Annotated in this window: 13 protein-coding genes; 3 read left to right on the top strand and 10 right to left on the bottom strand. The window is 61.9% G+C overall.

Annotated elements, in window-relative coordinates:
• Positions 1-32 precede the first annotated feature (32 nt).
• From HBO09_RS06750 to iolC, 8 genes are all read right to left on the bottom strand, one after another.
• Positions 33-968 (bottom strand): sugar ABC transporter substrate-binding protein, encoded by a 936-nt coding sequence (locus HBO09_RS06750; RefSeq protein ID WP_169996488.1) that lies wholly within the window; start codon positions 966-968, stop codon positions 33-35.
• Between the two features lie 48 nt (positions 969-1016).
• Positions 1017-1190, bottom strand: coding sequence for a hypothetical protein (locus HBO09_RS06745; protein ID WP_169996490.1), 174 nt, complete (start codon positions 1188-1190; stop codon positions 1017-1019).
• Between the two features lie 144 nt (positions 1191-1334).
• A complete protein-coding gene (locus tag HBO09_RS06740) occupies positions 1335-2381 on the bottom strand; it encodes a Gfo/Idh/MocA family oxidoreductase (RefSeq protein WP_169996491.1) in 1047 nt (348 codons plus the stop codon).
• 136 nt (positions 2382-2517) lie between these two features.
• Positions 2518-3528 carry a Gfo/Idh/MocA family oxidoreductase gene (locus HBO09_RS06735; RefSeq protein WP_169996493.1) on the bottom strand — a complete coding sequence of 337 codons (1011 nt, stop codon included), beginning with the start codon at positions 3526-3528 and terminating at the stop codon, positions 2518-2520.
• Positions 3529-3547: 19 nt separating this feature from the next.
• Positions 3548-5479: a 3D-(3,5/4)-trihydroxycyclohexane-1,2-dione acylhydrolase (decyclizing) gene (gene iolD, locus HBO09_RS06730; RefSeq protein ID WP_169996495.1), complete on the bottom strand. Its 1932-nt coding sequence runs from the start codon at positions 5477-5479 to the stop codon at positions 3548-3550.
• A gap of 33 nt (positions 5480-5512) precedes the next feature.
• Complete coding sequence (gene iolB, locus HBO09_RS06725; protein ID WP_169996497.1) at positions 5513-6307, bottom strand: 5-deoxy-glucuronate isomerase; 795 nt, start codon at positions 6305-6307, stop codon at positions 5513-5515.
• Positions 6304-7197, bottom strand: coding sequence for a myo-inosose-2 dehydratase (gene iolE, locus HBO09_RS06720; protein ID WP_169996499.1), 894 nt, complete (start codon positions 7195-7197; stop codon positions 6304-6306). The genes iolB and iolE overlap by 4 nt, the downstream gene beginning before the upstream one ends.
• Before the next feature lie 138 nt (positions 7198-7335).
• Entirely contained in the window at positions 7336-9273 is a 1938-nt protein-coding gene (gene iolC / locus HBO09_RS06715) for a 5-dehydro-2-deoxygluconokinase (RefSeq protein WP_169996501.1), read from the bottom strand.
• 241 nt (positions 9274-9514) lie between these two features.
• On the opposite strand from iolC, the gene HBO09_RS06710 reads away from it, so the two are divergent.
• Positions 9515-10435, top strand: a complete 921-nt coding sequence (locus tag HBO09_RS06710; RefSeq protein WP_169996503.1) for a MurR/RpiR family transcriptional regulator — start codon at positions 9515-9517, stop codon at positions 10433-10435.
• A gap of 145 nt (positions 10436-10580) precedes the next feature.
• On the opposite strand, the gene HBO09_RS06705 is transcribed toward HBO09_RS06710, so the two are convergent.
• A complete protein-coding gene (locus HBO09_RS06705) occupies positions 10581-11468 on the bottom strand; it encodes a hypothetical protein (protein WP_169996504.1) in 888 nt (295 codons plus the stop codon).
• Between the two features lie 388 nt (positions 11469-11856).
• Between HBO09_RS06705 and HBO09_RS06700 the strand changes: the two genes are divergently transcribed.
• On the top strand, positions 11857-12540 hold the full coding sequence (locus tag HBO09_RS06700; RefSeq protein WP_029293076.1) for a response regulator transcription factor: 684 nt from the start codon (positions 11857-11859) through the stop codon (positions 12538-12540).
• Entirely contained in the window at positions 12518-13906 is a 1389-nt protein-coding gene (locus HBO09_RS06695; protein WP_169996506.1) for a HAMP domain-containing sensor histidine kinase, read from the top strand. The genes HBO09_RS06700 and HBO09_RS06695 overlap by 23 nt, the downstream gene beginning before the upstream one ends.
• A gap of 17 nt (positions 13907-13923) precedes the next feature.
• On the opposite strand, the gene HBO09_RS06690 is transcribed toward HBO09_RS06695, so the two are convergent.
• Entirely contained in the window at positions 13924-14340 is a 417-nt protein-coding gene (locus HBO09_RS06690; RefSeq protein WP_159907112.1) for an SRPBCC family protein, read from the bottom strand.
• Positions 14341-14397: the final 57 nt, after the last annotated feature.

Raw genomic sequence — 14397 nt, 5'->3', positions numbered from 1 at the left:
TCACCCTGCGGGCTTATTGTTGTTATTGAACGCTATTTGAATGACGCGACATTGTCCGGGGTGATCAGTTGGAAAGGCACCACGACGTCTTGCTCGACCGCCTCGCCCCTGGCCATTTTCACCGCAGCCTCCACTGAACCGACCGCCTGACCCTTGGCATCCTGGAACACCGAGAGCGCCAACTCACCCTTGGTAATCGCATTCAACCCGTCAGGCGTGCCATCGACCCCGCCAATCAACACGCTACCCGGTTTGACGCCGGCGGTTTTCAACGCCATGGCCGCCCCAATCGCCATTTCGTCGTTGTTGGCCACCACCGCATTGAACTCGCGGCCCTGGGTCAGCCAATCGTTCACCAGGGTCATGCCCTTGTCCCGCAGCCAGATCCCGGTCTGCTCCTGCTCAATCTTGATGTCCGGATACTTAACCAGTACTTCCTTGACGCCTTTGGTGCGATTGGTCGTCGAGTTATTGGCCAGGTCGCCCAGCAGAATCACGATTTTGCCTTTGCCGCCCATCTTTTCGGCCAGGTACTGCATTTGCAGCTTGCCGGCCTCGACGTCATTGGACGTCACCGTCACCACCCCTTTGGGCAGGTCGGTCTGATCCGGGCGGCGGTTGACGTAGACCAACGGGATACCGGCTGCCACGGCGGCTTTGGTGATGCGTGCGGTAGAGGCCGTGTCCACCGGGTTGACCACCATGGCATCGACTTTCTGGCTGATAAAGTTCTCGACCTGGCTCAGTTGCTTGACCACGTCGGCGCGGGCATCTTCGAACTGCAGTTGCACACCATCGCCCTTGGGGTAGGACTTGGCCTGCTTGTCCATATCTTCACGCAGGTAAGTAAGAAAGGTGTCGTCGAACTGCGACATGCTGACACCAATCTTGATGTCGGCGGCCGAAGCCACACCACTGGCGAGCATCATCGACAAAGCCAGCGAGGCGAAACGGATCTGGGTCTTCATGAACGGTCTGTCTCCACTTTCTTGTTGGTTTTCTGGACGTAGCGTCTATCAGAGCGATGAGTTTGCAGCAGGCAGCCGTACCACCGGCGCGCCTGGAATGCAGCACACCAGGGCACCCTTGCTTTCGATGCAAAGGACATTGAGAAAAGAAAAATAGAAGGGGCGTGTGCGGGGCGGGAAGGCAGTACGTAACACTCGCAGTACAGCGTTGACGATTTTCATCTGACGGTACCTGGTTGTTTTTATCTTGTTTTTGTTGAGTCCCCGCGCCTTCTTTATAAAGGAAGGTCGAGAGGGACTTTCGGCAACCTGGAAATGACTTTATTGGAAAATAATTTCCATATCAACTGATTTTAGAATTTTATTCTATTTCCACTCTCGGCCTTCCAGCATCACCATCTCCACCACTTGCCGGCGCTCGGCGCTGAGCCTTGCGGCATCCAGTACGAGGGTGGTTTCCCAGGCATCCCTGGCCTGTACCGGCAACGCGCCCTGGCCCTGGACTGCGCTTTGCAACTGAATATAGAACTGGTTCCAGGCGCCCTTTTCCGAAGGGATACGCTCGCGTTCTGCGCCTTGTTCAAACCAGCCCCAGCGTCGGTGTTCTTCGCCACCCCAGTGTTCGCCCTCGGTCTTTGGATTCTTGCCGGCCAACAGCGCCTCTTCCTGACCGTCCAGGCCTTCGACGGTATAGCAACCCGCCGTGCCATTGACCCGAAAACGCGGGGCCTGGCAGTTTTGCAGGGCGCTGCCCCACAGGTGGGAAATCACTCCGTTGGCGTGGGTCAGGCAGACAAAGAAGCCATGATCGACCGTGGGATGCTCGACGCTGTACTGCAATTGCGCAAACACCCGCTCCACCGGGCCGAACAGTTGCAAGGCCTGGTCCACCAGATGGCTGCCCAGGTCCCGCAGGAACCCGCCGCCACTGGTGTTGCCCAGCGCTTGCGGGCTGTAGCGCTCGACTCTGGATTCAAAGCGGGTGATCGTGCCCAGGGCGCCGGCATCCAGCAGCTTGCGCAGGGTCAGGTAGTCCGAGTCCCAGCGCCGGTTCTGGTAGACACTGAGTTTTACCCCTTCACGTTCGGCGGCGGTAATCAGCGCCTGGGCCTGTTCGGCATTGCTGGCGAAGGGTTTGTCGCTGACCACCGCCACACCCGATTCGATAGCCTCCAGCACCAGGGCCGGGCGGCCCTTGAGGGTGGTGGAAATCACCAGCACATCCACCCCGGCGTCAACGATCTGCGCGATGCTGTCGAAAGCGGGCAATCCGGGATGCTCCGTCGCCAGTTGCTGGCGCCGCTCGGGGGAACGTGTCACCACGCCGACAAACGTCGCCCCAGGCAATGTGGCAATCAGCGGGGCATGAAAAAAACGGCCACCGTGGCCGTACCCAACCAGTCCGATGCGCATGAACCAACTCCTCTCGTGATCTGCAAACCCAATCAACATGTAGGAGCTGGCTTGCCTGCGATGGCGGTGGATCAGGTTAGAAATACTTGACTGATCCACCGCCATCGCAGGCAAGCCAGCTCCTACTTTGACCGCGCTAGCCGTAGAACGCCGGGCGATCCGGCAGGCTGACCGCAACGATCTGCCCACTGCCCTGGGCCTCGATACACGCATCCGCCGCCACTGCCGCCGCAAAGCCATCCCAGGCCGAAGGCCCGCCCACCTGGCCGGCACGCACGCCATCGACAAAGGCCTGCAATTCCACGTCATAGGCGGCGATAAAGCGGTCTTTCCAATCCATCAGAATCGCCGTCGACAGCTTCGCGCCGCTGCGCAGTTGCACCTGGGACGGTTCTGGCAATTTGGCAATGCCGGTCTCCCCCACCACTTCGCACTGGATGTCATAGCCGTACTGGCAGTTCACAAACACTTCCACATCGATCCGCGTGCCCCTGGCGGTTTCCAGCAGCACGATCTGCGGGTCGCGCAAATGGCTCAGGGCCTTGCTGGTTTTACGCGGGAACACCACCTGCACCGACACATAGTCATCGGCCAGCAGCCAGCGCAGCACGTCCAGTTCGTGGATCAAGGTGTCGGTAATGGCCATGCCGGTGTTGTAGTTCTCGCCCACCGTTGGGTTGCGGTGGGCGCAGTGCAGCATCAACGGCTCACCGATCTGGCCGCTGTCGATGACCGCCTTGAGGGCCTGGTAGCCCTGGTCGTATGGGCGCATGAAACCGACCTGGACCAGGCGCTTGCCGTGGGCCACTTCGGCCTCGACGATATTGCGGCAGCCCCGGGCCGTGACCGCCAGGGGCTTTTCGCAGAACACCGGCTTGCCCGCCGCAATCGCCGCCAGCACAAACTCCTCGTGGCTCGGGCCCCAGGACGTGACCAGCACCGCCTCGACCTGCGCCGAGTTGATCAGCGCATGACCGTCGGCGTATACCTCGGCATCGAGTTGCAGATCCGCCACCACCTGGGCCGCTTGCTCAAGGTTGATATCGGTGACCGCCACCACCTGGCTGTTGAGCAAGGTCTGGCTGCAACGGCGGATATGGTCCCGGCCGATCGCGCCTGTACCGATCACACCCAGCTTCAAAGACATGGCAACACTCCTCTTATTGTCAGTACTGCCGGGCCTTGGCCAGGCGTTCATTGAGTTGTTTGGCGCAGGCGTTGGTGCGCTCGCTGGTGGACACCTGGGCCACGCCGACCCGCCACCACGACAGGTAGCCATGGATCATGGTCTTGGGCAGCACCTTGATATCGATCAGCGTCGACACGCTCTGCGTTCGTGCATCAGCCAGCGCGGCGTGCAGTTGCGCAAGCGTTGTCACCTTGTAGGTCTTGCAGCCATAGGCCGCCGCGCTCATGGCGAAATCCACCGGCACCAGGCCGCCATCGAGCTTGCCGCTGTCGGGGTTGCGGAAGCGGAATTCGGTGCCGAAGCTGTCCATGCCATTGCCCATCTGCAGGTTGTTGATGCAACCGAAGGCCATGTTGTCCAGCAGCACCACGTTGATCTTGCGCCGCTCCTGGATCGAGGTCGCCAGCTCCGAATGCAGCATCATGTAGGAGCCATCGCCGACCAGGGCGTAGACCTCGCGCGCAGGCTCCGCCAGCTTCACCCCTAGGGCCGCGTTGATCTCGTAGCCCATGCACGAATAGCCGTACTCGACGTGATAGGTGTTGACGCCCTTGCTGCGCCAACTGCGCTGCAAATCCCCCGGCAGGCTGCCGGCGGCGGCCACAATCACTGCGTCGTCGGCCAGGGTCTGGTTGAGCACGCCCAGTACCTGGCTCTGGGTCAGGCAGGAGCCGGTCAACTCGATAAATTCGCGCAGCACCGCCGGGTCCATGTGGTCATTGATCTCGGGGGTGAAATCGGCGTCGGTGTAGCGCGCCTGATAGACCCGGTCCACCTCGGCATCCCCCTGCGCGCGGGCCTGGCGTGGCTGCTCGCCCCATTGCGTGGCGTAATCGCACAGCGCCTCGGCCAATGCCAGCAACCCGACCCTGGCATCGGCCAGCACCTGTACCCCGTCGAGTTTCAGCACATCGCCGGGGCTGATATTGAGGTTGAGAAACTGCACCTCGGGGTGTTGGAACAGCGATTTCGACGACGTGGTGAAATCGCTGTAGCGCGTGCCGATGCCAATGATCAGGTCGGCGTCCCGGGCCAGCAGGTTGGCGGCCAGGCACCCGGTTTCACCGATGCCGCCGACATTCAAGGGATGGCTGGAGACGATTGCGCTCTTGCCGGCCTGGGTCTCGGCAAAGGGGATCTGAAAGCGCTCGGCAAACGCTTGCAGCGCGGCATTCGCGCCGGAGTACTTGACCCCGCCACCGCAGATAATCAACGGCTTGCGCTTGGACTTGAGCAGCGCGGCGGCGTCTTGCAGCATCGCGTCGGTAGCCGGGCGGCGATCCAGGCGGTGCACGCGTTTTTGCAGGAAGTAATCGGGGTAGTCCCAGGCCTCGGCCTGCACGTCCTGGGGCAAGGCCAGGGTCACCGCGCCGGTTTCGGCCGGGTCGGTCAACACGCGCATGGCGTGGATCGCCGCACTCATCAACTGCTCGGGGCGGTTGATGCGGTCCCAGTATTTGCTCACGGCGCGAAAGGCGTCGTTGGTGCTGATGCTCAGGTCATGGAATTGTTCGATCTGCTGCAACACCGGGTCCGGCTGGCGGCAGGCATACACATCGCCCGGCAGCAGCAACAGCGGGATGCGGTTGGCCGTGGCGGTTGCGGCGGCGGTGAGCATATTCGCCGCGCCGGGGCCGACCGACGCCGTACAGGCGTAGATCTTGCGCCGCAGGTGCTGCTTGGCAAAACCAATCGCGGCATGGGCCATGCCCTGCTCGTTGCGGCCCTGGTGCACCACCAGGTCGCCACTGCCCTGCTCCAGGGCTTGGCCCAGGCCCAGCACGTTGCCGTGGCCGAAGATGGTGAACACCCCGGCGACAAACTTGCTCTGCACGCCATCGACTTCGATGTACTGGTTATCAAGGAACTTCACCAGGGCCTGGGCCATGGTCAATCGGGTTGTGGTCATGTTTCGCACCCGTGTCTTTTGGATTTGGCGTTGTTAGAGATCCAGCAACCAGCTGTGCTGCGGGTCGTTGTGAAAGTGCCAGGCGCGCTTGGGCCCGGCCATCACGTTCAAGTAATACGACTCGTAGCCATACGGCACGCTGACGGGGTGATAGCCCTTGGGCACCACCACCAGGTCGTGGTTTTCCACGGCCATGGCCTGGTCGATGCTGCGGTCGTCGGTGTACACCCGCTGGAACACAAAGCCCTGGGGCGGGTTGACCTGGTGGTAGTAGGTCTCTTCGAGAAAGCTCTGGTGCGGCAGGTCATCGGTGTCGTGCTTGTGCGGCGGGTAGCTGGACGAATGCCCGGACGGCGTGCGCACCTCCACCACCAGCAGCGAATGCGCCGGCTCACTATCGGGCAGGATGTCGCAGACGTAGCGGGTGTTGGCGCCCTTGCCGCGCACGCTGCGCTTGCAGTGCTCGGGGCGGATCAGCCGGGGCGCAAGACCAGCGCCAGTGGAGCCCGGCGCAGCACACACGGCGATCTGCACATCGCTCAGGGCTGTCACCTGGGCCACCGTGTGCGGCGGCAGATAGGCGGCGAACGGCGATTTATCCTCGAACACGGACTGGCGATCCCCAAGGTTCTGCCAACTGAAACCCTCGCCCTCGATCGTCACCCGACCAGTGAGCAGCACCAGACACAGCTCTTTGTCGTCGGCAATGACCGGCAGCGTTTGCCCCAGGGCCAGGCGGTAAGCGCTAAACCCCACATACTCCAGGCCGCCGGCTGGCAGCGCGACCAGGGTTTGCCCACGGGGCGTGCTTTTGACCAACAGGCTCATTGTCCGGCCCTCGCGTCCAACAGCGCGCGCAAGGTATCGAAGCCTTTTTTCGCATAGATATAGCTGGGCGCCACAGCCGGATCCTGCTCGGCCTCCACCACCAGCCAGCCGCTGTAGTTGGCGCCCAGCAGCACGTCCAGCAATTCGGCGAAGTCGATATCGCCATCGCCGGGCACGGTGAAGGTGCCGTTGACGATACAGTCGGGAAAGCTCCACATCTGGTTGCGCGCCAGTTGCACCACCGGTTTGCGCACGTCCTTGAAATGCACATGGCAGATACGCTCCAGGTGCTTGCGCAGCACCTCCACCGGTTCGCCGCCACCCATATAGCAGTGCCCCGAATCAAACAGCAGGCCGACCTCCGGGCCGGTGAGGCGCATCAGGGTGTCGATGTCCTCCGGGGATTCGACATAGGCGCCCATATGGTGGTGATAGGCCAGGCGCACGCCCTGGGACAGGGTAAAGCGCGCCAGTTCGGTGAGTTTGTCGGCATAGGTCTGCCAGGCCTGTTCGCTGTGAAAGCGCGGGCGCTCGATCAGGCGGATCGGCGAGCCCTGGATCGAGTCGGCCACCTCGCCATAGACCAGCACCGTGGCACCGTTCTCGCGCAGCAGTTGCACGTGGCTGGCGATGGCGTCGATTTCCTCGGCCACCGAGCGCCGGGCCAAGCGGCTGGAGTACCAGCCCGAGACCAGCGCCAGGTCGTAGGGACGCAACACATCGCCCACGCCCTTGGCGTCCTTGGGGAATTTGCCGTTGAGCTCGAAACCTTCGTAGCCAATGGCCTTGCCTTCGCTGAGCGCGGTGCTCAAGGGCGTCTCGCCGCCCAGGGCCGGCAGGTCGTCGTTGCTCCAGGAGATGGGGTTGATGCCAATACGGATTGCGGGCATGGCTGCACCTTTTATTGTTTTAACCTGAAATCAGCTTGGGTAGGAGCTGGCTTGCCTGCGATAGCGGTCTGCCAGATACACATTAAGTGCCTGACCCACCGCTATCGCAGGCAAGCCAGCTCCTACAGTTGAGCGTGTTTAAATTCTCGAGCTGCGCCAGGCCTGGATCAGTTGTTCGAAGGTCTGCTGCACCTGCTGGATCAGCGTTTCGTCGTCAATTTCACCCGCCATCCACGCCCTGCTCGGCTCCTGGAAGATCGTGCGGCCCACGGCAAACCCACGGCAGGTCCGGCTCTGGCTGGCCTGCTGGAAGCCTTCGGCCAACGAGTGCGCCGGCGCATTTAGGCCCAGCAATACCACGCCCCGGCAATAGGGGTCGCGCTCCTCGATCAGCTCATCGAGCTTGTGCCACTGCTCGGCGGTCTGTGCCTCGATCTTCCACCACGCGGGGTAGATACCCAGGTTGTACAGGCGCTTGAGGCTGCGATAGAGCACATCCGGGTAGGTCGAGGGATGATCCTTGGGCGGCACCACTTCCAGCAGCAGTTCATGGCCACTGGTTTGCGCGGCTTGATACAGAGCCTTGAGCTGCGCTTCCTGCTCCAGGCGCAACAGCGGCTCGTCGTCGGGGTGAAACTGCACCAGGCACTTGATGATCTGCTCCTGGGGCCAGGCGATCAGGTTGCTGCCGATCGAGCGACCGTGCTCGAACGCCAGCGGCCGCGAGCCCTGCACCTCCACCGGACGCGCGATCCACCAGCCACGGCCACTGGCGGCGTTCAGCGCATCCTGGCCAAAACGCTGATCGGCCAGAATGCCCACGTCGGCCTCAACGCCCTGCTCGCGCAGTTTGCCTTCAACGCGCTCGACCGCCTGGATAAACAGTTGCTTGATCGCGTTGATCCGCGCCGGGTCCTGGCCGCCTTTTTGCGCCAGTTCCAGCAGTTGCCAGCGATGGTCGAAGGCGAACACAAACAGCTGCTTCCAGGCTTTGCGCGGCACACTGACCTGATGCAGGCGCTGCAATACCGGGTCCTGATCCGGCCGGGTGATCGCCACCGGGCTGCTGAACAGGTACTCAAGCTCGGCCGGGCTCGGCATCGCCGGCGCGCAGGCATGGCGTGACACCACCAACCCACCGCAGGCATTGGCCAGTTGGCAGCAACGCGCGTCATCGGCGTCGTTCAACCATCCGCTGAGAAAGCCCGCCATAAACGCATCACCGGCCCCCAGCACGTTAAGCACTTCGACACACACACCGGGATAGATCACGCCGTCTTCCAGGCGCGCCGGAATGGGCCCATGGATCACCGTGCAGCCTTGCGGGCCGAGCTTGACCACCAACGTCGCCGCTGTCAGCTGGCGCACTGTGCGCAAGGCGCTGAGCAGGTCGTGGCTGGCGCCGGCAATCAGAAATTCTTCCTCGGTACCGACAATCAGGTCAAAGCGCGGCAGGATGCCTTGCAGGTGCTGGCTGACGTTCTGGTCGGCGACAAAACGGGTCTCGCCGTCAGCCTTGCCCGCCAGGCCCCAGAGCACCGGGCGGTAATCGATATCCAGCACGCGCTTGACGCCGTGCCGCTCGGCGTAGGCCAGGGCCTGGAGGCTGGCCTGGTACACGCCATCGGTGGAGAAATGGGTGCCGGTGATCAACAGCGCCTTGCTGCTGGCAATAAAGTCTTCGCGGATATCCGTGGCACACAGGGCCATGTCTGCGCAGTTTTCGCGGTAGAACACCAGAGGGAAGGTTTCGCGGTCCTTGAGGCCCAGCAGGACCATGGCGGTCAGGCGTTGTGGATCGACGGTGATACCACTGACATCACAGCCCTCACGCAACAACGACTCCACCAGAAAGCGCCCCATATGATCGTCGCCGACCCGGCTCAACATCGCCGACTTGAGCCCCAACCGTGCCGTGCCAAAGGCGATATTGGCGGAGGAACCGCCCAGGTATTTGGCGAAACTGGAGACATCCTCCAGCCGCGCCCCGACTTGCTGCGCATACAGATCGACGCCCAGGCGCCCAAGACAAATCAGATCCAATTGACGCCCACTGGCAAAACGAGTCTGGCCCATGCTGGCTCCTGTTATTTTTATCAGCCCGCGCCTGCCATCGTGATGGCGACGCTCTTGGTGGATGCAGACTAGGACGTCCAGCGCCAGCAATCAATATTTATTCTATAAATATTTTATGTGGAATATATTTTCCATCTGGATATTTTTTGCCGCCTTCCCTGTAGACTTGCGCCCATTGACCTATTGTCAGGGGCCAGGTGTCCGTCACCTGCCCTGTAAGAACAAGCCAGAAGGATTGCTTATGTCCCGCACCGATCAGCAGGCGCCCGCCGAGACCGAGGCAACCGAGGTTCTCGCCAGTCCCCCGATCAATGCCGAGCGTCTGTTGCAGTTGATCACCGAGGAATACGAAAGCCTGCCCCGCCAGCTCAAGCGCATCGCCAGCTACATGAGCCAGCAGAGCGATCGGATCATGGTTGACCGCATCAGCGATATCGCCCGGGAATGCGAAGTCCATCCTTCGGCCATCGTGCGGTTTTCCCAGCGCTTTGGCTTCAGCGGCTTCAGTGAAATGCAGGCGCTGTTTCGCGAGGCGTATACCCACAAGACCACGCCGGTGCAGAACTACCAGCAGCGCATCCGCAGCATGATCGCCAACAAGTCGCAGAAAGCCAGCGGCGGCGACCTGGCCCGTGAATGCGTGAATGCCACGCTGTCTGGCATCGAGCGCCTGGGCCTGGAGCTGGACGACGCCGCCTTCGAGAAAGCCGTGGACCTGGTGGTCAACGCCGACAATATCTACGTGGTCGGGGTGCGCCGGTCTTTTGCAGTGGCCGACTACCTGGTCTACAACCTGCAGCACACCAACAAGCGCATCCACCTGGTCTCGGGCCTGGGCGGCAGCTACCGCGAACAGATGCGCAGCGTGCGGGCCAATGACCTGGTGATCGCCATCAGCTTCACCCCCTACGGCAAGGAAACCCAGCACTGCCTGCGCATCGCCCAGCATCACCAGGCCAAGACGCTGATCATCACCGACAGCAACCTGTCACCGCTGGCCAAGCGTGCCAACACGGTGTTGCTGGTCAATGAAGGATCGTCGTTTGCGTTCCGCTCGCTGAGCGCCACGCTGTGCCTGTGCCAGGCGCTGTTTATTGCCGTGGCGTACCGGCTGGAGCTGAAGGTCGATGAGATTCACGAGCAGGTGGGGTTTGACGATTAACAAAAAAGGCCGCCCCTGCCATGCAGGAGCGGCCTTGATCAAGCGGATACGCGGGTTAGTGCATAAAGATCGCGATCAGAATAATGACCGGGATCGGCACACCGAGGAACCACAGCAGTAATGAGCGCATGACGTTCTCCTTGAATTAACGAATGGTTTCCAGGTACACCACGGCATCCCGACGGCGACCGCCGAAGGTAGCGGCGAAACTGGCAAAGAAGGCACCGAGCAACAGCGCGACGAAGGTCCACAGCGAGGTCACGGCGGCGATCTTGCTGGCGGTATCGGCGGCCTGCTTGGCCTTCAACTTGGCATCTTCCAGGGCTTTGCGGGCATCACCGTAGACCTGGTCGACACGCCGTTCGGCATCGGCCTGGCTGAGGTTGGTGCGCTGGCTGATCAACTGCGCCAGGTAGGCACGGTCTTGGGCAGCCAACTGGCCGTCGTTGCCCAGGGTGCGGGCGAAGATCCGCGCCACCACGCCATGCACCGCGTCATCGCTGGCCGCTGCCGGGCGATCATCGCGGAACAGGCTGTCGACGTAATAGCCGAAGTCATCGCCATTGGCTGCGTTGCCGGCAGCCTGGGTCAAGCCGCTGGCGGCACCCGAGGCCACGCTCGCACCGGCCTGTACACCACCGCTGACAATGCTGCTGACCGAGCCGACCACCAGGGTCGCAGTCACCAGCGTGGCCACGGCCCAGGCGAGAAAGCCATGGGCGGTGTCGCGAAAGTACACCTCATCGCCATGCATGTTGGCCCACTTGACCCGCAGCCGGCCGGCGATATAACCGCCCAGGCCTGCCGCGACAATCTGGGTAAAGGCCAGCCAGACAATCGTGGAGATTCCCAGGCCCTTGGCGCTGATGCCGCTGTCGGCCCACGGCGACACCGCCGAAAAGCCCAGGCCGAAGCCCAGCAGCACCAAAACCAGGGACAACGCCGCAGCTGCCGCAGCCCCGGCAAAGATCGCCCCCCAGGAAACCCCGGAGAGCGTGCTCGACTCTTGCAAAGTGGATGAGGATGTCATCATTGTTGTTGTGCTCCAGGCATGAAAAATGGTGTTACATCTGTCGAAAAGGACAGTGCAGCCGCCGTGCCAGTCGCCACCAAAATAAAACCCCATTGATTTCAATGAGATAAGCAAGTTGAACTTCCTAGGATCATGCAACTTGCAAGAACGCCGTGTAAGTAGCGGGCGTTATGCATTCCCAAGACAGGCACCGAACCCTGTGGGAGCGGGCTTGCTCGCGAAAGCGGTGTATCAGCCCCGGATGCATTTACTGATACACCGCTTTCGCGAGCAAGCCCGCTCCCACATTTTGACCGAGCCCGCCATGCCTACATGAATTTTCTTTTAGAAACCTCGCGATCATTTTTTGGCAAAATGCCCCCCACTCCAGTGTGACCAGGTAACCCTTATGACGCGCATTTTGACCATCGAAGACGACGCCGTGACGGCCCGCGAGATCGTCGCCGAGCTGAGCAGTCATGGACTGGACGTGGATTGGGTCGACAACGGCCGCGAGGGCCTGTCGCGAGCGGTGAGTGGCGATTACGACCTGATCACCCTCGACCGCATGCTCCCGGAGCTCGATGGCCTGGCCATCGTCACCACCTTGCGCACCCTCGGGGTGGCGACGCCGATCCTGATGATCAGCGCCCTCTCCGACGTGGATGAACGGGTGCGCGGGCTGCGCGCCGGGGGCGATGATTACCTGACCAAACCCTTTGCCTCCGACGAAATGGCCGCCCGGGTCGAGGTGCTGCTGCGGCGCAACAATGCACTCAAGACCGCGCAAACCGCATTGCGCGTGGCCGACCTGGAACTGAACCTGATCAGCCGCGAAGCCAGTCGCGCCGACCAGCCGCTGAGCCTGCTGCCCACCGAGTACAAGCTGCTGGAATTCCTGATGCGCAACACCGGGCAAATCCTCTCGCGGATGATGATTTTCGAGGAAGTCTGGGGCTATCACTTCGACCCGGGCACCAACCTGATCGACGTGCATATTGGCCGCCTGCGCAAGAAAATCGACCCGCCGGGCCTGACGCCGCTGATCCGCACGGTACGAGGTTCGGGCTATGTCATTGCTGAACCCGTCTAACGGCTGGCGCTCCTCCAGCAGCCGCCTGCTGGCACTCTACAGCTCGCTGTTCGTGGCCTGGAGTTGCATCCTCATGGGGGTGCTCTATTACGAAGTCTCGGGGTACCTGGGCGACCTCTCGCGCCATTCGCTGATGCAGCGCCAGCACCTGTTCCAGCGCTTCGAGGGCGCGCAACTGGATGAAGCCCTGGCCACCAGCATGACCTTCGATATGAAGGGAATTGACGCCTATGGCCTGTTCGATGGCCAACAACGGCCCCTTAGCGGCCCGATCCAGCAGATCCCGGCAGACTTGCCCCTCGACGGGCACATCCATGCCCTGGCCAACTGCACCGAATCGGATGACCCGAAACTGCCCCGGGGCAGTTGCGATGCGGTGGCGACCCACACCCAGGATGGCCGCTGGCTGGTGCTGGTGCGCGACAACGGCTCGTTGCTGGGCGTGACCCGGATCATCCTGCAAGCCCTGCTCTGGGCGATCTCCCTGACCATCATCCCCGGCGTCGCCGGCTGGCACCTGCTACGCCGGCGCCCCTTGCGGCGGATTCGCGGGATCCAGGCCAGCGCCGAAGCCATCGTCGCCGGCGACCTGACCCACCGCCTGCCGCTGTCCAACCGCCGCGACGAACTGGACATGCTGGCGGCCATCGTCAACGCCATGCTTGAGCGCATCGAAAAGCTGATGAACGAGGTCAAGGGTGTCTGCGACAACATTGCTCACGACCTGCGCACACCGCTGACCCGCTTGCGGGCGCAGTTGTATCGGATCAAGCAGCAGACCGCCGAAGGCTCGCCCCAGGCCTTGCAGCTCGACGAAGTCATCAGCGAGACCGACACGCTGATGGCGCGCTTTCGCGGTTTGCTGCGCATCTCCGAATTGGAGGATCGTCAACGACGCTCCGGTTTCCGGGTCTTCGATCCCCTGCCCTTGCTCCAGGAACTCCATGACTTCTACCTGCCCTTGGCGGAAGAAGGTCAGCTGGAACTGCTGTTGCAAGCCCCCGAAGCATTGCCATCGATTACCGGCGACCGGGCGCTGCTGTTCGAAGCCCTGGCCAACCTGCTGAGTAATTCGATCAAGTTCACCCCACCGGGTGGCGAAGTGCTGCTGCGAGGCAGCAACGAGGCTGGCAGCACGCGCATCGAGGTATTGGATACCGGCCCAGGGATTCCCGAAGCGGAACGGGTAGCGGTGTTCCAGCGTTTTTACCGGGTCGATGACGGGCAGCAACAGGGCAGCTTTGGCCTGGGCCTGTCGATTGTGGCGGCGATCATCAACCTGCATGGCTTTGGCCTGGAAGTCGGCAGCAGCGAGCGTGGTGGCGCGCGACTGACCCTGGACTGTCGCGCACAAACCCCTCTGTAGGAGCCCCCCTGTGGCAATCAGGCCGGGAAGTTTTTGCGCAGCGCCTCAACGCCGCCGGTATAAACACCGCTGAACAGCTCTTCAACCTCAGCATCGGTCACGCCGGCAATCGGGGTAAACACGCCCGACCAGGTGACTTTGGCCGAGTGCTCGCCCAGCGCTTGAACCTGCAATGTCGCCAGATACGCACTGACCGGGAACGGCGACTCACTGATGGTGTAGCTGTAGGTGCGCGCCGCGTTATCAAAGGTCTGCAAATGCTCGACCACCACCGCGCCATCCACGGTCTTCAAGTGACGCACACGCCCACCTTCGCCCGGCTCGCTCTTGGCAATCAGCGGCAACCAATCGGGCAACGAGTTGAACCCACCGACTAGTTGCCAGACTTGATCGGCCGAGACCGGGATTTCAATGACAGCAGCTGCTTTGGCCACGATAAAACTCCACGATAGGGGGAAAAGTCAGGCAGCTTACGCTGCCTGTCGACGCTA

This window comes from Pseudomonas sp. WS 5027 (assembly GCF_012985695.1).
Taxonomy (GTDB): domain Bacteria; phylum Pseudomonadota; class Gammaproteobacteria; order Pseudomonadales; family Pseudomonadaceae; genus Aquipseudomonas; species Aquipseudomonas hygromyciniae.
The sequence above is the reverse complement of the archived record's forward strand: the minus strand, read 5'-3'. Positions and strand labels throughout refer to the sequence as shown.

Bases quoted from the DNA above. Each gene is read 5' to 3' on its own strand.
- HBO09_RS06750 (WP_169996488.1), bottom strand. From the start codon at position 968: ATGAAGACCCAGATCCGTTTCGCCTCGCTGGCTTTGTCGATGATGCTC.
- HBO09_RS06745 (WP_169996490.1), bottom strand. From the start codon at position 1,190: ATGAAAATCGTCAACGCTGTACTGCGAGTGTTACGTACTGCCTTCCCG.
- HBO09_RS06740 (WP_169996491.1), bottom strand. From the start codon at position 2,381: ATGCGCATCGGACTGGTTGGGTACGGCCACGGTGGCCGTTTTTTTCAT.
- HBO09_RS06735 (WP_169996493.1), bottom strand. From the start codon at position 3,528: ATGTCTTTGAAGCTGGGTGTGATCGGTACAGGCGCGATCGGCCGGGAC.
- iolD (WP_169996495.1), bottom strand. From the start codon at position 5,479: ATGACCACAACCCGATTGACCATGGCCCAGGCCCTGGTGAAGTTCCTT.
- iolB (WP_169996497.1), bottom strand. From the start codon at position 6,307: ATGAGCCTGTTGGTCAAAAGCACGCCCCGTGGGCAAACCCTGGTCGCG.
- iolE (WP_169996499.1), bottom strand. From the start codon at position 7,197: ATGCCCGCAATCCGTATTGGCATCAACCCCATCTCCTGGAGCAACGAC.
- iolC (WP_169996501.1), bottom strand. From the start codon at position 9,273: ATGGGCCAGACTCGTTTTGCCAGTGGGCGTCAATTGGATCTGATTTGT.
- HBO09_RS06710 (WP_169996503.1), top strand. From the start codon at position 9,515: ATGTCCCGCACCGATCAGCAGGCGCCCGCCGAGACCGAGGCAACCGAG.
- HBO09_RS06705 (WP_169996504.1), bottom strand. From the start codon at position 11,468: ATGATGACATCCTCATCCACTTTGCAAGAGTCGAGCACGCTCTCCGGG.
- HBO09_RS06700 (WP_029293076.1), top strand. From the start codon at position 11,857: ATGACGCGCATTTTGACCATCGAAGACGACGCCGTGACGGCCCGCGAG.
- HBO09_RS06695 (WP_169996506.1), top strand. From the start codon at position 12,518: ATGTCATTGCTGAACCCGTCTAACGGCTGGCGCTCCTCCAGCAGCCGC.